The 17,907-nt window shown below is 29.7% G+C and carries 18 protein-coding genes and 1 tRNA gene; 2 read left to right on the forward strand and 17 right to left on the reverse strand.

Features of this window, described 5'->3' with window-relative positions; translation table 11 throughout:
- Positions 1–6: 6 nt before the first annotated feature.
- The 14 genes from rsxA to polA form a co-directional block, all read right to left on the reverse strand.
- Positions 7–582, reverse strand: coding sequence for an electron transport complex subunit RsxA (rsxA, locus tag ACI48P_RS13440; protein WP_475216497.1), 576 nt, complete (start codon positions 580–582; stop codon positions 7–9).
- Between the two features lie 14 nt (positions 583–596).
- On the reverse strand, positions 597–1,190 hold the full coding sequence (gene rsxE / locus ACI48P_RS13445; protein WP_475216498.1) for an electron transport complex subunit RsxE: 594 nt from the start codon (positions 1,188–1,190) through the stop codon (positions 597–599).
- 13 nt (positions 1,191–1,203) lie between these two features.
- Positions 1,204–1,776, reverse strand: a complete 573-nt coding sequence (locus tag ACI48P_RS13450) for an RnfABCDGE type electron transport complex subunit G (RefSeq protein ID WP_475216500.1) — start codon at positions 1,774–1,776, stop codon at positions 1,204–1,206.
- Positions 1,776–2,771 (reverse strand): RnfABCDGE type electron transport complex subunit D, encoded by a 996-nt coding sequence (locus tag ACI48P_RS13455; protein ID WP_475216502.1) that lies wholly within the window; start codon positions 2,769–2,771, stop codon positions 1,776–1,778. The genes ACI48P_RS13450 and ACI48P_RS13455 overlap by 1 nt, the downstream gene beginning before the upstream one ends.
- Positions 2,772–2,792: 21 nt before the next feature.
- Positions 2,793–4,130, reverse strand: a complete 1,338-nt coding sequence (rsxC, locus tag ACI48P_RS13460; protein WP_475216504.1) for an electron transport complex subunit RsxC — start codon at positions 4,128–4,130, stop codon at positions 2,793–2,795.
- Between the two features lie 166 nt (positions 4,131–4,296).
- The gene (locus ACI48P_RS13465) at positions 4,297–5,274 is read right to left on the reverse strand and encodes a hypothetical protein (RefSeq protein ID WP_475216506.1); all 978 of its coding nucleotides are present in this window, start codon (positions 5,272–5,274) and stop codon (positions 4,297–4,299) included.
- Positions 5,275–5,383: 109 nt separating this feature from the next.
- A complete protein-coding gene (locus tag ACI48P_RS13470; RefSeq protein ID WP_475216508.1) occupies positions 5,384–6,370 on the reverse strand; it encodes a C40 family peptidase in 987 nt (328 codons plus the stop codon).
- Between the two features lie 111 nt (positions 6,371–6,481).
- The gene (locus ACI48P_RS13475) at positions 6,482–7,237 is read right to left on the reverse strand and encodes an endonuclease/exonuclease/phosphatase family protein (RefSeq protein WP_475216510.1); all 756 of its coding nucleotides are present in this window, start codon (positions 7,235–7,237) and stop codon (positions 6,482–6,484) included.
- A gap of 88 nt (positions 7,238–7,325) precedes the next feature.
- Positions 7,326–7,931 (reverse strand): hypothetical protein, encoded by a 606-nt coding sequence (locus ACI48P_RS13480; RefSeq protein WP_475216512.1) that lies wholly within the window; start codon positions 7,929–7,931, stop codon positions 7,326–7,328.
- 285 nt (positions 7,932–8,216) lie between these two features.
- Positions 8,217–8,429, reverse strand: a complete 213-nt coding sequence (locus tag ACI48P_RS13485) for a heavy-metal-associated domain-containing protein (protein ID WP_475216514.1) — start codon at positions 8,427–8,429, stop codon at positions 8,217–8,219.
- 146 nt (positions 8,430–8,575) lie between these two features.
- Positions 8,576–10,264, reverse strand: coding sequence for an ABC transporter substrate-binding protein (locus ACI48P_RS13490; protein WP_475216516.1), 1,689 nt, complete (start codon positions 10,262–10,264; stop codon positions 8,576–8,578).
- A complete protein-coding gene (locus ACI48P_RS13495; RefSeq protein WP_475216518.1) occupies positions 10,264–10,818 on the reverse strand; it encodes a lytic transglycosylase domain-containing protein in 555 nt (184 codons plus the stop codon). The genes ACI48P_RS13490 and ACI48P_RS13495 overlap by 1 nt, the downstream gene beginning before the upstream one ends.
- Positions 10,811–11,413 (reverse strand): dephospho-CoA kinase, encoded by a 603-nt coding sequence (gene coaE / locus ACI48P_RS13500; protein ID WP_475216520.1) that lies wholly within the window; start codon positions 11,411–11,413, stop codon positions 10,811–10,813. Before coaE ends, ACI48P_RS13495 begins: the two co-directional genes overlap by 8 nt.
- Before the next feature lie 8 nt (positions 11,414–11,421).
- A complete protein-coding gene (gene polA / locus ACI48P_RS13505) occupies positions 11,422–14,070 on the reverse strand; it encodes a DNA polymerase I (RefSeq protein ID WP_475216522.1) in 2,649 nt (882 codons plus the stop codon).
- Between the two features lie 152 nt (positions 14,071–14,222).
- On the opposite strand from polA, the gene ACI48P_RS13510 reads away from it, so the two are divergent.
- Positions 14,223–14,309: transfer RNA gene (locus tag ACI48P_RS13510), tRNA-Leu, on the forward strand.
- A gap of 93 nt (positions 14,310–14,402) precedes the next feature.
- Here the strand turns inward: ACI48P_RS13510 and ACI48P_RS13515 are convergent.
- The 3 genes from ACI48P_RS13515 to ACI48P_RS13525 all read right to left on the reverse strand — a co-directional run bounded on the left by ACI48P_RS13515 (position 14,403) and on the right by ACI48P_RS13525 (position 17,279).
- Positions 14,403–14,585, reverse strand: a complete 183-nt coding sequence (locus ACI48P_RS13515) for a hypothetical protein (protein ID WP_475216524.1) — start codon at positions 14,583–14,585, stop codon at positions 14,403–14,405.
- Positions 14,586–14,679: 94 nt separating this feature from the next.
- The gene (locus tag ACI48P_RS13520; RefSeq protein WP_475216526.1) at positions 14,680–16,380 is read right to left on the reverse strand and encodes an ABC transporter ATP-binding protein; all 1,701 of its coding nucleotides are present in this window, start codon (positions 16,378–16,380) and stop codon (positions 14,680–14,682) included.
- Positions 16,381–16,538: 158 nt separating this feature from the next.
- Complete coding sequence (locus ACI48P_RS13525) at positions 16,539–17,279, reverse strand: hypothetical protein (protein WP_475216528.1); 741 nt, start codon at positions 17,277–17,279, stop codon at positions 16,539–16,541.
- Positions 17,280–17,600: 321 nt separating this feature from the next.
- Between ACI48P_RS13525 and ACI48P_RS13530 the strand changes: the two genes are divergently transcribed.
- Positions 17,601–17,907 (forward strand): LysR family transcriptional regulator (locus tag ACI48P_RS13530; protein WP_475216530.1); only part of this gene is annotated, 307 nt, incomplete at its 3' end.

The following is a 17,907-nucleotide window of genomic DNA, read 5'->3' on the forward strand; positions in this document are numbered from 1 at the left end:
CCATTTTTATAGCTTTATAAGCCCTGTGAATCCTAGGAAAGCTATTGACATTAAACTCGCTGATATAAGAGTTATAGGGAAGCCTTTGAATGCTTCAGGAATATCAGCTAACTCTAGTCTTTCTCTAATTCCTGCAAATAGAACTATTGCTAATGTAAATCCTACACCTGCTCCAAATCCATTTACAATTGTTTCTATTAAGTTATATCCATTTTGAACGTTAACTAATGCTATACCAAGTACCGCACAGTTTGTTGTTATTAATGGTAAGAATACACCTAAAGCTTGGTATAAAGATGGACTCATCTTTTGAATAACCATCTCAACGAACTGAACTATAGATGCTATTACTAATATAAACGCTATAGTTTGTAAAAACGCAACGTTAGTACTTATTAATAATTTTTGTATAAAGTATGTTATTATTGAAGCTAAAGTTAAAACAAATGTAACTGCTGCTCCCATTCCAACGGCTGTCTCAACTTTTTTAGAAACACCTAAGAAAGGACATATACCCATAAATTGAGATGTTATAACGTTATTTACAAGAACAACACTTAGAAATAAAAGTATTAAATTCATATATTACACCCCCACTATGCTTTCTTATTCTTTAATTTATTGAATCCTGCTAATAAGAATCCTAATGTTAAAAAGGCACCTGGTGGTAATATAAATAATAATGCTGGTTGATAAGATGCACCAAATAATGCCCAACCAAATAAACTACCATTTCCAAGTATTTCTCTTACTGCACCTAAGATTGTAAGTGCCATAGTAAATCCAAGCCCCATACCTATACCATCAACTGCAGATGCTACAGGACCATTTTTTGATGCAAAACTTTCAGCTCTTGCTAGTATTAAGCAGTTAACAACAATCAGTGGTATAAATAACCCAAGCGCTGCATCAAGAGCTGGTATATAAGCTTTTAATAACATACCTACTATAGTAACAAATGTTGCTATTACTACTACAAATGCAGGTATTCTTATTTTTGATGGTATAAATTTTCTCATTAGAGAAATAACTAAATTCGAACAAAGTAAAACTGCTGTAGTTGAAAGTCCCATTCCTAATCCATTTATTGCTGATGTAGTAACAGCCAGAGTAGGACACATACCAATAACTTGAACAAAAATTGGGTTTTCATCTATTAGCCCATTTTTTAGTAGCTTAGCTAAATTCATAAATTAACCCCCTCTATTTATTAAGTGAACTATTATACACTTCTATAGCAGCATTTACCCCATTAGTAACCGCTGTAGATGTAATAGTTGCACCTGAAATTGCTTGTATATCTGTATCTGAAGATACCTTACCTTTTACAAGAGTTAGCTCTTTTGTAGCTTTATCATTGAATTGATCTTTAAATGCCGGCTCTGCAGCTTTAGATCCTAGTCCAGGCGTTTCAGACATACTTCCTATGTTTATACCTGTTATAGTTCCATCCTTTGATATACCAACAATAAGCTCTATTTCTCCACCATATCCTTTAGGTAAAGTTTTAACAGTATATCCTACTAATTCTGATCCATTTAAACCTTCGTATACCTCACCAACTACATCTTTAACTGAAGTTTGGTTAAATACAGCATCATCCATCTTTTTAAAATCAGTGGCATCAGGTAATACTATTTGTCTAGCTTCATTATTAGCTTGAATATTTCTTTCTTCTATAATAGGTGCTGTAATTTTATTAGTTAATCCAAGAGCTAATGCTGCTACTGCACATATTGCAAATAAAGTTGCTCCTAGTTTTGCTATATTATTCATTACTTAGACACCTCCCCAAACACTCTATTGTTAACATATTTATCTATAAGCGGAGTCAATACGTTTACAAGTAATATTGAATATGACACACCTTCTGGGTATCCACCAAATAATCTTATAACCGCAGTTAATATACCTGCAATTACTGCATATATTATTTGACCTTTTGTAGTCATCGGTGAAGTAGTGTAATCTGTTAACATGAAGAATCCACCTAACATAAGACCACCTGCTAATAGCTCATAAATTGCAAAGTTAAAGTTAAATCCACCTAATACAAATGTTAATAAAAATACTGTAGCTATATAAAATACTGGTATTACATAATTTATAATTCCCTTATACATTAAGTAAAGCCCACCAAGTAATATTAATATTGCTGATGTTTCACCTATACATCCACCTATATTACCAATTAACATATCAGTTAAGCTTATTCCATTTGTTGATAAAAGATCTACCCCTTGCGCTGCACTATCTAATGCTGACAATTTTAAGAAGCTTAAAGGAGTAGCCGTAGTAACAGCATCTAAACTTCCTGAACTAACCCAGTTAACTCCTGTTTTTGTCCAAGTAGTCATTGCAACTGGGAAAGAAGCTAATAAGAACGCCCTAGCTGCTAATGCAGGGTTCATAAAGTTATTCCCTATACCACCAAATATCATTTTAACTACTATAATAGCAAAGGCACTACCTATTAAACACATCCACCAAGGCAGAGATGCTGGTACGTTGAACGCAAGTAGTAAACCAGTAACGACTGCTGAGAAGTCTCCGATTGTACTTTCTTGCTTAGTAATTTTTTGATACAGAAATTCTGATCCAACTGCTCCAAGTATACAGAAAAACATAACGTTTAATGCACTTAATCTAAAAAAGTATACTCCTGCTAGTGCTGCTGGAAGAAGCGCTATTACAACTTGCTTCATAATATAAGACGTATCTTCATTGCTTCTCACATGAGGAGAAGATGATACTATCAACTTATTATCCATCATTGTTCCCCCAAACTCTATTTATTTATTAGCTGCTTGCTTTCTCTTCATTGTTAATATTTCTTTTTTTGCATTTCTTATTGATTGAAGTAATGGTCTTCTTGCAGGACAAATAAATGAACAAGATCCACATTCTATACAATCAAGAGCTCTATATTCTTCTGCATTTGCAAAATCATTTTTTAATGAATATGCACTTATATACAGAGGTTGTAAAAATGCAGGACAAACGCTTAAACATTTACCGCATCTCAAACAATTTTGAGGCTTTGGCGTACGAGACTCTTCTTCGTTTAAACATAATATTCCTGAAGATCCTTTATTTGTAGGTATATCTATTGTATATTGAGTTATACCCATCATAGGACCACCCATTATAACTTTGCCTAACTTTTCACTTTCCTTGAAGCCACCACATTGTTCTATTATTTCTGACACTAGTGTTCCAACTCTTGTTACTAGATTTTTAGGTTCAGCTATACAGCTTCCTGTAACTGTAGTAATCCTATCTACTAACGGCATCCCCGTCTTAATAGATTTAGCTATTTGAGCTGCTGTACCTACGTTATTTACTACAGCACCTGCATCCATTGGTAAACCACCTGATGGTACTTCTCTGCCTGTACATGCGTAAATAAGTTGTTTTTCTGCACCCTGAGGGTATTTAACTTCTAAACTTACTACTTCAATGTTGCTATAACTCTTGGCAACATTTTTTACCGCTTCAAGTGCATCTGGTTTATTTACTTCTATTCCTATATATCCTTTTTCAACACTCAATGCTTTCATTAGAGCTCTAAGTCCATATACTACATCTTCAGGATGTTCTAACATTAACCTGTGGTCAGCTGTTAAATATGGCTCACATTCTGCTCCATTTAATATAACTACGTCTATTTTTTTATCTGGTGGTGGTGATATTTTGACATGCGTTGGAAATGTAGCTCCCCCCATACCAACTATCCCTGCTTCTTTGATAATACCAATAATCTCTTCCTTTTTTAGATTTTCTAGGTCTCCTTTTGGAACTACACTTTCATGTATTTCATCTTTAAAATCGTTTTCAATTACAACACATAGACCTGTTCCTCCTGGAACTTCGCGTTGCTCAATCGCAATAACCTTACCTGATACTGATGAGTGAACATTACATGAAACAAATCCTTGTTGTTCACCTATCTTCTGCCCAAGTTTCACTTCTTCTCCCACTTCAACAATAGCGTTTGCTGGTGCTCCTATATGTTGTTGCAGAGGTATATAAACTACTTTAGGACATTGTGCTTTCTCAAGTTGTTTTTGGTTTGAGTACTCTTTTCTATATGGAGGATGTATACCCCCTCTGAAAGTTAAGAGCTTCATTTTTTTACCCCCTTATTAAACAAAAATATTTTATTTAAGATATACTAATTATACTATAAAAAACATTAAAAAATACAATTGTTAATTTATTGTCGACACAGCAATATAATTTTTTGTATTGAATTGTACTATAAAATAAAAAAAGGTCGTTAAAAACGACCCTATTTTATACCCCTTTTATTATATTAATAAACGAAAAATATCCTTGCATACAAGATACATAATTAGCTTTGCTAATATAATACTGTTCCTCGTTAGCGGCTTTAGAAGATTGTGTTATATTCTCATTTACATCGTTAATATATTTAGTCAAGCTATCTTTGAAGGATTCCATTCCTGAGTAATCAATCTTCTCCACTTCCTTTTCAATAGACTTAATAATATCACTTCTACTAGTTAATATTTTATTGTATTCTTCTTTATTTATACTCTCTTTATTTTTTTTCCAAAAATCTGATTCATCTTTAAAATTTGTTATTAATTTGTTTAATTGGCTAGATATTTCACCTACGTATTCATACTTATTTGTATATTCTAATGACAGCATTGGTATTTTCATTTCAGATAAAAATGCATCTGGATAAATACCTTTTACTTCTTCTAAATACGCTCTTGTATCATCTTTTTCAAAAAAAGAATAAGTTTGTACCTTTTTCATGCCATCAACTTCTACTATAGAGCATGGTATCTTCTTTTCATTTAATTCATTTTCTATTTTCACAAGCTCTTTATCATCTTGTACTGAAGCAACTTGAATTGTATAAAAATTCCATCCATCTGTTTTAGCTAACTTTATATCATCAGTTTCCTCCACATTGCTACTCTCGACATCTTCTTTTTTATCTGATTCTTTTTCTAATTCACCTAACTCTTTTGAAATATCACCAGATGTTATTACATCTGAGTCTAACTTATCTGAAAAATCTAATTTTTCTAAAAAAGGTAATTTAGAAGTAATACTAGCAATTATTTTACTACTACTGCTAGTAAATTTTTCAACTATATCTATATCTTTTAACTTTATGTATCCATATCCTCCAGCTATTCCTGCAACCAGTAATAGAACTATTACCGAAGCAACTTTTGCTTGATTTACTTTATTTCTTCTATTAAATCCCCTGTAAATCTTTTTTCTTCTATTCATTAGTTTGTCCCCCTAATATTATTATTAATAATATATATTTAAGAACAAAGCATTTTATGAACAAAAAAAGAATATCTCTATATTTTTTAGAGATATTCTTTATATATTATTAAAATCTTCTTGCCCCTACTAAAACTTTAGTCCAATAATTACTTGATAGACTTTCTTTTATTACAGTATCAGGATTTGTAGGTGTTCCACTTGCATGAATAAATTCATTATTGCCTACATAAATTCCTACATGATTAACTACTCCATCATAATCAGTATCAAAGTATACTAAATCTCCTGGTGCATAATTTTCCCTAGAAATCTCTACACCATATTTGGCTTGGTCTCTAGATACTCTCGGTATATTTTTACCTTCTGATTTGCTATAAACATACTTAGTAAAGCCAGAACAATCAAAATTATCAGGTCCATTCCCACCCCATCCGTAAGGTTTTCCAATTAAGTCATAAGCTAAGTTGACAACAGCTTCTCGATTTGATGATACTGGTGGTTTAGTATCTTCAGGTTTACTTGTATTGTTATTACCACTATTCGAGTTATTATTATTATTATTTGAGTTATTATTATTATTTGTATTGCCTGATGAGTTATTTATTTCAACAATATATTGACCACTACCCCATCCTGTCGTTCCATTTGATAGTTTTACCTTGTACCATCCATTTGATTTTTCAATTAACTCAACTACATCACCATAATTAGAAGTAGTTAAAATTGAATAACTAGTACTTGGCCCACTTCTAATATTAAGTCTTGGACTAGCAGTAATCTTCCCCCTAGTGTTTGTAGATGGCGTTGATATAGGTGGTTTAGTTTGCTGTCCACTAACTGTAATGTATTGTCCACTTCCCCATCCTATTGTTCCATTTGATAGCTTTACTTTATACCATCCATTTGACTTTTCTAAAATTTCTACTACATTTCCTTTGTATGCTTTATCTATTCTATTATAGTCTGTACTTGGACCAGTCCTTATGTTTAAAGCGCTAGTATTTATAGTTCCCTTTTCCATTGCACTAGCTTCTATAGAACCCATAGCGAATGCAACCGCACCTATACCTAAAGTCGCAATAGTTTTCTTCACAGTGTTTCCCCCTTACACCTTTATAATTGTCATATTATACCATTTTTTTCTTTATATTTTAATGATAGCTTATATTGCTATTAAATGTAAAGTAATATGACAACTTTCTGTCTATATTCTTAGCTTAGCTACTATAGGATAGTGATCTGACATACTTTTTATTAAAACTTCATAGTCTAATACCTCTATGTTTGGTGATACAAATATATAATCAATTCTATCTAATCCAGTTGCAAACGTTAAAGTGTTTGATTTGTTTAATTCTTTTGCTGCATCCTTTAGCAATTCATCCTCTACTGATATGTTTCCCTCATTAAAATCACCTACAACTACATAAGGTTCATCACCTAACTCCTTAACAAATTGGATTAATTCTTTTAATTGTATTTCTCTTTCTTCCTTTCCAAGCCCTAAATGGACATTTATAACATTTAAATTTTTACTTCCAATCTTAATTACTGTATGTAATATTCCTCTTTGCTCCCTCTCACTATGAAGATATATGTGATTTTCGCTTTTAATCGGATATTTAGAATATGTCACCATTCCATAATTAGAGCCAAAGTTAACTACATTGGCAGCAAAATGAGAATTCATATTTAATTCTTCCTTTAAGCTACTAACTTGAAATCCTACCTTTGCAGATTCATTAACTTCCTGCAAACATATTACATCTGCATTAGAAATTCTTAAAAAATCGATTATATCAAATAAAGTCGGGTACATATCTTTATTTAATCCACTGTGTATATTATAGCTAACTATTTTAATTTCGTATTTCGGAGGAAATATCTGTCTCTCTATATTAGAAGTTATGATGATTGCTAATACTATTGATATTATGATTATCGTCCTTTTTACTATCATGTTCATCATCTCCTCAATTATTATCTTTTATAGTATATGCCAATATAAAAATTAAAGACGCTATTCTAGCGTCTCTAATTTTTATTATTTATTTATTCCTAGATAGTTTATCTTTTATTATAGAATTTATTACTTTTTTTCTTATGTCTTCTGCTCCATCCTCTTCATCTATTCCTATATTTAAAAGTTTTGCAATGGATTTCATATCTTCTCTAGCCTTAGATCTATAACTTTCTATTAAATCACTCTTTATCTGCTCTGGTTCTAATATAAACTCATCATTACCTCTTTTATAAACCATATATTTTTTTGCATATGAATCTCTGTTATTGTGTATATGGCCAGCTACCTTTTTAAGAATTTGGTTATATGGTGCTTTCATATTTACATTAATCCCTAAGTATCTCGCAAATTTAACTAATTCGTTCTTAGACTTAAACAACTCTTCCTTCTTTATTGTCCTTGCTATTGAAGACATATTTTCTTGATATGCACCATGTCTTATTATTCTTGAATATGTTTTATTTACACCAATACCTTGATTGAACTTTTTGATATTTTCATTTATAACTTTATCAACATTACCCTCAAAGTATTTTTGTGCTCCTTTTTGAGATACATAATTTTCAAGTTCTTTTTGGGCCATATCAAGTATCACTTTTCTTAAATCATCTTTATATCCTCTAGGCTCCATGATACCCCCCCTTAGTTAATACTATTATATTCATTTTTTTTTCAAAGGTGAGTTACCTTCTTGGCCAATTTTCATAATATATTCTATATACCTTAATATATAATTTCATAAAATTACGGTGTATAAATGTATATATTTATTGAGTGTGGATATAATAATAATGTAAAATCAAACATACTCAATCTCCCCCATTTTAAGACTTCTATTAATTCCCCCAATAGAAGTCTTTTTTTACTTAATTTTAATTAATTCAAAAAAAAGAGACTGTATCCAGTCTCTTTAAAATTATTCTATTCCTACTAATTCATACCCTAAGTCTTCTATTAATAATCTTAAGCTTTCTTCAGATACATTTTCTTGCATATCCACTATAGCACACTTATCTTCTAAGCTCACTTCTATAACTTCTATTCCTTCTATATCTTCAGCTAATGCTGTTTTCAAATGATTAACACAATGTCCACAGCTCATTCCATTTACTAATATTTTTTTCTTCATTTAATAACACCTCCTTATATACCCTATACGGGTATTATAGCATACTTTCTAAGATTATTATTAACTTATTTTTTGATTTAATGAATTATTTTTGGTCATCAAAAAAAAATAAAAGTGGATACTTTCGAAAGTGTCCACTTTTATTTTTATTTACTCTTTTTAATGTTTAAGTTGGATATTCCTTCATAGACATCATAATCATTAGGAGCGATATTCCCTTCTAATCGTCTATTTGTAACCACATAATTATCTCTAATAACTAAGCTAATAAATGCTACATTATCTTTTACATAATTTTGAATAGATTTATAAATATCTTGTATTTGATTTTGTGATGTAGCATTTCTTAACGATGATAAGTAGTTATTTAATTGTTCATCACTATATCCACTATTTTCAATTATTGAAGTAGCGTCTGGCACTATTGACAATTCCCACCCTACTAGTGCTAAATCATAATCCTTTTCACTTAATGCCTTATCCATATCTTCAGGACTTAGTTCTACTAATGTACTTTTTATCCCTACAGCTTTTAAGTTGTTAACAATAACATAGCCAGATTTCTTTCTCTCACTATTATCCTTATTTACTATTATCTTAAGATTTAATTCTGAGATCATTTTTTTCACTTCTTCTGGTGTTTTTTCTTTTTTCTCATTTTTATTAGTTTCATTAGCTGAAGATGAATCATCGCTAGTTACTTTATCTTGACTTTCATTTTCAGATTGATTTTCCTGTAATTCCTTATCTTGTATAGCCTTTAGCTCATCTTCACTTAACGGCTGTACACTTTCTAAGTACTTTTTAGCCTTATCCTTATTATACTCTAAAGGTTCAATAGATTTATCATAGTATTTTGAATTTGAATTTAGAGGGAAATTAGCTATAGTAGCATCTTCCATATACCCCTCTTCTAATATTTGATTTCTATCAATAGCATGAGCTATAGCTTTTCTAAAGTTAATGTCTCTTAAGAATACATTGTCATAATTGAAAAGTATAGACTCATAACCTCTTCCTTCATAGTTGGTTACATTAAATTCTTTTTCTTGAAACTTACTTAAATCATCTAAAGCTATATTTCCTATATCACTTTGTAATGCTGTTACCATAGCAACTTGTGATTCTTTGTCTGGTACCATTGTTACCTTAACATTTTTCATAGTGTCTGGAAGTTTCTCATAGTAATTTTCATTAACTGATAAAGTTATACTTTCACGTTCTTTGTATTCTTCTATTTTGTATGGTCCGTTTCCAACTAAATTATTCTTATACTCACTTAAACTAGAGCTTGACGCTGAATTTAATTGATTTTTCGATACAATAGGGAATATAAGCGTATCCATAGAAAACGCATAATTATTTGCAAATTTAATACTAAACTCTTTATCGTTAGTTATAGATACTGATGAAATATTTTCTACAAATACCTTATACGGGCTTTGAGAGTTCTTTTTTATTAAATCCACCGTAAACGCAACATCTTTAGATGTAACAGGAGTTCCATCATGCCAAGTAGCATCTTTTAATTTTATGCTTATTTTACTTCCATCTTGAGAAACCCCGAATTCATCTACTAATTGAGGAACAATATCATAATTCTCATCTATTGTAAATAAACCATCATATATTAAGTTTGTTATGTACCCAACAGACTTATCTTTATTTATTATAGGATTTATAGTTTCTGGCTTAACCATAGTTAAACTTATAAAATCTGAATTAACTGCGCTCGGAGTTTCTTCCTTTGTTGTAACTGTATCTTCTTCACTTTTACAACCAACCGCCACTAATAAAACAGCTAAAAGTATAGCTAAAAGTTTAAATTTCTTCATTAGTTAGTTCCTTCCTTGCTATATATATCATTGTACATGTCATAATTTTTTCTTACCTTTTTTACATATGTAGATGTTTCTTGAAAAGGTATACTATCTAAATGTTTACCATCACTACTATATTCATTATTTTTTAGCCACCTAGTAACATTACCCGAACCACCATTATATGCAGCTATTACTAAGTCTAAATCACCAAATTCTTTATATAGCTTCTTAAGATACCAACATCCTATTTTTATATTATTTTCAGGATCATATATATCAATATCACCCAATCCTAACTCTTCAATTGCCCAGTCCTTAGTTATATCACTTATTTGCATTAGGCCTTTGGCACCTTTTCTTGATATTGCATCCTTATCAAATTTACTTTCTGCTTTCATAACACTATACACCAAGTTTTCATTTATTTCAAATTCTTCAGAGTATTTTTCTACATAAACAGAGTATTTTTTAGGATATATTATTTTTTTGAAATTATCACTTTCTATAAGTAATGCTGCAAATAAGGCTATAGCTATGAATAGAATTAAAACCCTCTTTTTATTCACACCAATTCTCCTTCATATACATAATAAATTTTTGAGTGTTCTCTTTTAATTGTTCCAATGTCCCCGAATTATCTATTATGTAGTCTCCATATTTAGCCTTTTCACTTTGGCTTATTTGAGAATTCATTCTACTTATAGCTTCTTCTCTACTACAATTATCTCTTCTTTGAATTCTCTCTATTTGTATTTCTTCTTGACATGTTATAACCAGTAACTTATCGATAAACTCTAAATATCCACCTTCAACAATCAGAGCTGCATCTATTACTGCTATTTTTTTATTTTCTTTAAAGATATTTTCTATTTCATACTGTATTTTATTTCTTATCCTTGGATGCGTAAAGCTATTAAGTTTAATTAACTTTTCACTATCATTAAACACAATATTTCCCAAAGCTTTTCTATTTAAAGTATTATCATCATTCTTTATGCCATCTCCAAAATAATCAAATACTTCTTTTAAAAGATCTTTATCCTCAAATATTTTCCTAGATATTATGTCAGCATCAACAACGTCTATGCCCTTTTCTTGAAATATTTTAGTTACGCTACTTTTACCACACCCAATATTGCCTGTAAGCCCCAAAACCAACATTAATCCACCTACTTTGTTTCATACCAAGAGCTACCTTCATTTAAATCAACATCTAAATGTACATCCATAGCAACAGCATTTTCCATTTCTTCTTTTACAATTTTCTTAACTAAATCAACTTCTTCACTAACAGTTTCTACAATCAGTTCATCGTGTACTTGAAGTATTAGCTTAGATTTCAGACCTTGTTCTTCAAGTTTTTTGTAAACATTGACCATAGCTATCTTAATTATATCTGCTGCACTACCTTGTATAGGAGCATTCATGGCAAATCTTTTTCCTCTATTTCTTTCCATAAAATTACTTGATTTAATTTCTGGAATATATCGTCTTCTATTTAACAGTGTTATTACATAGCCATCTTCACTTGCTTTTTCAATGGTATTATCCATAAACTCTTTAATCTTATGATACTTAGCTAAATAATTTTCTATATATTCTTTTGCTTGTTTAATTGGTATATGTAAATCTTCCGATAATGCAAAATCACTTATTCCGTATACTATTCCAAAGTTAACTGCCTTTGCTGCGCTTCTAATTTCACTAGTTACTTCTTCCATTGGTACGTTAAATACTTGTGATGCAGTTTTTGTATGTATATCTTCATCATGATTAAATGCATCTATCATATTTTCATCTTGACTCATATGCGCAAGAACTCTCAATTCAACTTGTGAGTAATCCGCGTCTACTAATCTACATCCATTATCTGCTATAAAGACTTTTCTAATGTTTCTTCCTATCTCCATCCTAACTGGTATATTTTGCAGATTCGGATCTGTTGAAGATATCCTTCCTGTTGTAGTAATAGTTTGATTAAATGATGAATGTATTCTATTACTTATAGGATTAATTATAGCTAATAGACCTTCTACATATGTTGAATTAAGCTTTACTATTTGTCTATATTCAGTTATTTTTTCAACTATCGGATGATTATCTTTTAGCTTATCTAATACCTCTGCATTAGTTGAATACCCAGTTTTAGTCTTTTTAATTACTGGTAACTGTAATTTTTCAAACAATATTACCCCAAGTTGCTTTGGAGAATTAATGTTAAACACTTCTCCTGCTAACTCAAATATCTCTTTCTCTAGATTACTAATGATTTCTTTAAATTCTAATCCCAGTTCATTTAATTTTTCCTTATCAACTTTAATACCCTCAAATTCCATTGATCCTAATACTTCTACTAAGGGCATTTCTACATGATAAAATAAGCCATCCATGTTCATTTCTATAAGGCTTTTTTCCATTATAGGCAATACACCTTTTACAGTATTAATTATTTTGCCTATGTGATTTGATAATTCATCAAAGTCTAAATCTTCAAATCCTTTAGCTTTAACACCTTTACCTAATAACTCTTCATTAGTCTTTACCTTTTTAGTAAGATATTTCATTGCGATTGCACTGCATTCATATGAAGTCGATGAAGTTGAATCTATTAAGTACTCAGCTATAGTAATATCAAAGTTCATATTGTCTAACAGTATTCCATAACTTCTTAGTGCTAAATAATCATCTTTTAGATTATATCCATATTTTTTAATTTCACTACTTGAAAGTATCTCCTCAATTCTATGTAATCCTTCTTCCTTAATATAGTATATGTTTTCTCCGTCTAAGCTTATGAACATGTACAATATGTTTTTCTCTAGCATATTACCTTTCTTTTTCACAGTCTTTAATATTATACTCTTCTGAGATTTTGCTTCTAAAATAAACTTATCAAAGTCTTCAAGCTCTTTTATATTTAGAGGTTGATTAGTTTCTTTGATTTCTTCTCCACCCTCTAATTCAACTAATCTTGATACTAAACTATTAAATCCAAAATATCTAAATAATCCTAATACATCATCTTTATTGTAATCTCCAAAAACTAGCTCATCTAGATTTGTATCAATTGGCACATCTCTAATTATTGTTGCCAATCTTTTACTCATAGTAGCCAGTTCACTATTTTCTTGGATTTTTGTCTTTACACTGCCTTTTAATTTATCTACATTCTCTATTAAATTTTCTATATTAGAATATTCCTTAATAAGCTTTATCCCTGTTTTTTCCCCAATCCCAGGAACTCCAGGTATATTATCAGACTTATCACCCATAAGGCCTTTTAAGTCTATAAATTGAGTAGGTGTCATCTCATATTTTTCTAAAACAGAATCGTAATTATATTCTTCTACTTCTCCAATCCCCTTTTTAGTTATTAAAGTTGTTGTATTATTCGATGCTAGTTGTATAGCATCTTTATCTCCAGTAACTATGTATACTTTGTACCCATCTTCTTCAGCTTTTTTTGAAACTGTACCTATAATATCATCAGCTTCATATCCATCCATTTCTAATCTATGTATATTAAATTTATCAAGTAATTGCTTTAAAGGTTCAAACTGTTCTCTAAGTTCATCAGGCATTTTTTTTCTTCCTGCTTTATACTCTTTATACTCAATGTGTCTAAAAGTAGGTGCTTTTCTATCAAATGCAACACTAATATGGGTCGGCTTATATGTGTCTATAATCTTAAAAAGCATAGTAGTGAATCCATATATAGCGTTTGTTTTTAATCCTTCTTTGTTATTCATCTCTGGTAAAGCATAAAATGCTCTATTTATTATTGAGTTTCCATCTATTATAACTAATCTCTTATCCAAATTTATCACTCCTAAGGTCTTTCATTTTTTTGTATATAGTTATTATATACCAATATCCTATTATTTAATATTACCACAATATGAAAAGTATATTAACATAAATATATTGCAAACGATATACTATATTGTTATAATGATAGTATATTATTTATGCCGGATTGCTGGAATCGGCAGACGGGGCGGACTCAAAATCCGTTGATAGTGATATCGTGTGGGTTCAAGTCCCACATCCGGCACCAATAAATTAAGAGTTTGAGTTACTACTCAAACTCTTATTATTATTTATGACACAAAAAGGGGTATGAAAAACAATTTTTCATACCCCTTTTTAATTAATCTGCTTTTTTAGCCTTATGGTATTGTTTTTGTGCTTTAGTTTTATTAGTTCCTGAATCTTTAGCTCCTATTTTTTGTCCATCTACTATTCCTATTTCTGAACCATGCTCAAAATGTATTTTTCTCATTTCTGCATTAGATTTTGGTCTATCTTTTTCCCTGTTTTTATTATTCTTCATGTAAAGGCCTCCTGTCATAGTTATGCATATAACTATTTTTAATTTGTCCAGTATAGCCACTTACTATTCTATAATATTTTAAAATTAAGATTTGTTATTTTTTATGAAGTCTACTGTATATACCATTTTTATTTATTAACTCTTCATGACTTCCTCTTTCTTCTATGCCTTTATCTGTAAGAACTATTATTTCATCTGCATTTTTTATTGTACTTAATCTATGTGCAACAACTAAGTTTGTTCTGTCCTTACTTAATTCTTCTAGCGAGGCTTGTATTTCTCTTTCAGTTACATTATCTAATGCTGATGTTGCTTCATCTAAAATAATTATTGGTGGATTTTTTAAGAATATTCTAGCTATAGAAACCCTTTGTTTTTGACCACCAGATAACTTAACACCACGTTCTCCAATATAAGTATCATATCCATCTGGAAGTGTTTCTATAAAATCATGTATTCTTGCTTTTTTAGCCGCAGATACTATGTCTTCATCACTTGCCTTCGGATTACCACATAGTATGTTTTCTTTTATCGTTCCCGTAAATAAGAATACATCTTGTTGAACTATACCAATATTTTTTCTAAGTGACTTTAAACTAATATCTCTTACACTTTTTCCATCGATTTTAATATCACCTTGTTCATAGTCATAAAACCTTGGTATAAGGCTACATAATGTAGTTTTACCTCCACCTGATGGACCAACTAAAGCTATTGTTTTCCCGGCATCTATTGATAAACTAATATTATTTAAAACTTCAGTTTCATCTTCATAGACAAAAGATACATTTTCTATATCAATATTACCTTTAACATCTTTTAACTCTATTGGGTTATTATTTTCTTTTTCAGATTCCTCATTTACTATTTCTCTAAATCTTTCAAACCCTGTCATACCACTTTGATATTGTTCTGTAAAGTTTATAAGTTTTTTAATTGGTTCAATAAACATTTTTACATATAATATATACGCTGTATAATCACCTAAAGTTATTTTCCCTGTGAATGTATAGTATCCTCCTGCTACTAGTGCAAGTAGCTCTAGAACATCCATAAATAAGTTCATCCCTGAAAAATATTGAGCCATAACTTTATATGCACCTTCTCTTGCATATCTAAATACGTTATTGCTCTTCTTAAACTTTTCTAATTCTTCTCTTTCAGTACAGAAAGATTTTGTTACCCTCATACCAGCAATACTATTCTCTAAAGTGGCATTTACATCACCTGTTTTTATCCTAGTTTCCATAAACGCATTTTGCATTTTTTTTCTTTGAGATATAGCAAACCATATTACAAAAGGTAATACCGCAAATATTATTAAGGTAAGTTTGACGTCTATTCCTAGTAATATAAAGAATGAACCACCTAACATTATTAATGAAATAAATAGATCCTCAGGACCATGGTGAGCTAACTCTGATATTTCCATTAAATCATTTATTATTCTAGACATAATTATACCGGTCTTATTATTATCAAAATATGAGTTCGGAAGCTTTTGCAAATGAGTGAATACATATCCTCTCATATCAGCTTGCATTCTAACTCCAACAACATGCCCCCAATACTGCATAAAATAATTTAATCCTGCTTTTAAAATAAATATTGCTACAAGTGTAATCCCAAATATTATTAACATCCTTAGATCTTTATTTGGAACTACCTCATCCATAATATTTCTAGTTATCATCGGATAAACTAAATTACAAAGCGCAAATAAAAAAGCCGCTAGTAAATCTAGAATAAACAGTTTTTTATATGGCTTATAATATTTTATAAATTCTTTTATCACTACGCTTACTCCCTTCCATTTTTTACATATCTATTATTATATCATAATAAATTGTTTGATTATTATGAACAATACCATTATTAAGACTATATTTTAAACAATAAATAAAAAGGTTATAAATAGCTTATATGTATAAACTATTTATAACCTTTTTAAAACTATTTAATCAGTTTTTCTTTTATAGTATTAATAATTTGATTTTCATCTACTATTTTTATATCTTTGATAACATTATCCGATTCATATATAGTTAAAATATTATGTGTATCATCACTTTTATCATCTAAAATGAATCCCATAACCATACTTTCTCTATATTTATCGTATACTTCAAAATTTGATAACTCAAGGTTTACAATATCATTTAATTCATCTAATTTTAACCCAATATATTTGTTAAAATCATTGCCTTGTACTGTATTTAATTGAATAGCAAGATTATCATCGTACATATCTACAATTAAATCAATATTATTTCTTATCTGCTCAGCTTTTATGTCATATTTAGAAAACTCATATGTTTGTACTTCTATGACATTGTTATTATGTAGTTCAATATATAAAGCACTATTAGCCAATTCATTATTTGAGGAATATTTAGGATAAACCATTCTTAAATCAGTAGCTACTCTTATATCATCTAAACTATCAATACTATTTTCATCTAATTCTTTAGTATCAACATAATAAGTCGTACAATATGGTATTCCCATATTTTGTATTATATAATCATAATCCTTATTCATAATTTCATTGACATCATTTTGTACTTTTGTCATTGTTTTTTGTTGAGTAGCTTTATCAGCGACTGGTTCAATAGCATCATCACTATTAATATTGCAACCAATAACAAACATACTTAAAGCTATTAAACAAAGAACTTTGTTCTTAAGGTTCATACATCAGTCCCCCTTTCATAAAATTTATTAAATATATCTTAATAAGTCTGGACTATTGTACCATCAAAATAATATGCTCCTTATTAAATTATATAGCAAATCCCATACTTTAATAACACATATACATTATCTGTAATTTTTTTGTAAATACAAAACCTTTTTCATGATATATATTTACGGTTTTAATATATTATACCAAATATTTACTAAATAATCAAAATACCAACTTAGTTTTTATATTTTTTATAAAAAAGTATTTATTTTATGGTTTTTAGACATATATGTTATAATATAATTAGAAAACTTAAGGGGGATATACTAATGGATTTTAAACAACTAGAAGTATTCGTATCAGTAGTTAAGCATCAAAGTTTTTCTAAAGCTGCTAGAGAACTTTTTTTAACTCAACCTACTGTGAGTGCTCATATTCAAAATCTCGAGAAAGAACTAGGAAGTATTCTTGTAAATAGAAGTAATAAAAGTATTACATTGACTAAATCAGGAGAAATACTTTACGAACATGCAATTGGTATACTTAACAACTGTAAGAGAGCCATATATGATATAAAGGAGTACTCGGGCAAAATAGAAGGTATGATAGATATAGCGTGTAGTTCCATACCAGAAA

It is taken from the genome of Romboutsia sp. LXY-2 (assembly GCF_056171995.1).

Excerpts from the sequence above, each read along its gene's own strand:
- rsxA (WP_475216497.1), bottom strand. The coding sequence starts at position 582 with ATGAATTTAATACTTTTATTTCTAAGTGTTGTTCTTGTAAATAACGTT.
- rsxE (WP_475216498.1), bottom strand. The coding sequence starts at position 1,190 with ATGAATTTAGCTAAGCTACTAAAAAATGGGCTAATAGATGAAAACCCA.
- ACI48P_RS13450 (WP_475216500.1), bottom strand. The coding sequence starts at position 1,776 with ATGAATAATATAGCAAAACTAGGAGCAACTTTATTTGCAATATGTGCA.
- ACI48P_RS13455 (WP_475216502.1), bottom strand. The coding sequence starts at position 2,771 with ATGGATAATAAGTTGATAGTATCATCTTCTCCTCATGTGAGAAGCAAT.
- rsxC (WP_475216504.1), bottom strand. The coding sequence starts at position 4,130 with ATGAAGCTCTTAACTTTCAGAGGGGGTATACATCCTCCATATAGAAAA.
- ACI48P_RS13465 (WP_475216506.1), bottom strand. The coding sequence starts at position 5,274 with ATGAATAGAAGAAAAAAGATTTACAGGGGATTTAATAGAAGAAATAAA.
- ACI48P_RS13475 (WP_475216510.1), bottom strand. The coding sequence starts at position 7,237 with ATGATAGTAAAAAGGACGATAATCATAATATCAATAGTATTAGCAATC.
- ACI48P_RS13480 (WP_475216512.1), bottom strand. The coding sequence starts at position 7,931 with ATGGAGCCTAGAGGATATAAAGATGATTTAAGAAAAGTGATACTTGAT.
- ACI48P_RS13485 (WP_475216514.1), bottom strand. The coding sequence starts at position 8,429 with ATGAAGAAAAAAATATTAGTAAATGGAATGAGCTGTGGACATTGTGTT.
- ACI48P_RS13490 (WP_475216516.1), bottom strand. The coding sequence starts at position 10,264 with ATGAAGAAATTTAAACTTTTAGCTATACTTTTAGCTGTTTTATTAGTG.
- coaE (WP_475216520.1), bottom strand. The coding sequence starts at position 11,413 with ATGTTGGTTTTGGGGCTTACAGGCAATATTGGGTGTGGTAAAAGTAGC.
- ACI48P_RS13515 (WP_475216524.1), bottom strand. The coding sequence starts at position 14,585 with ATGAAGAATAATAAAAACAGGGAAAAAGATAGACCAAAATCTAATGCA.
- ACI48P_RS13525 (WP_475216528.1), bottom strand. The coding sequence starts at position 17,279 with ATGAACCTTAAGAACAAAGTTCTTTGTTTAATAGCTTTAAGTATGTTT.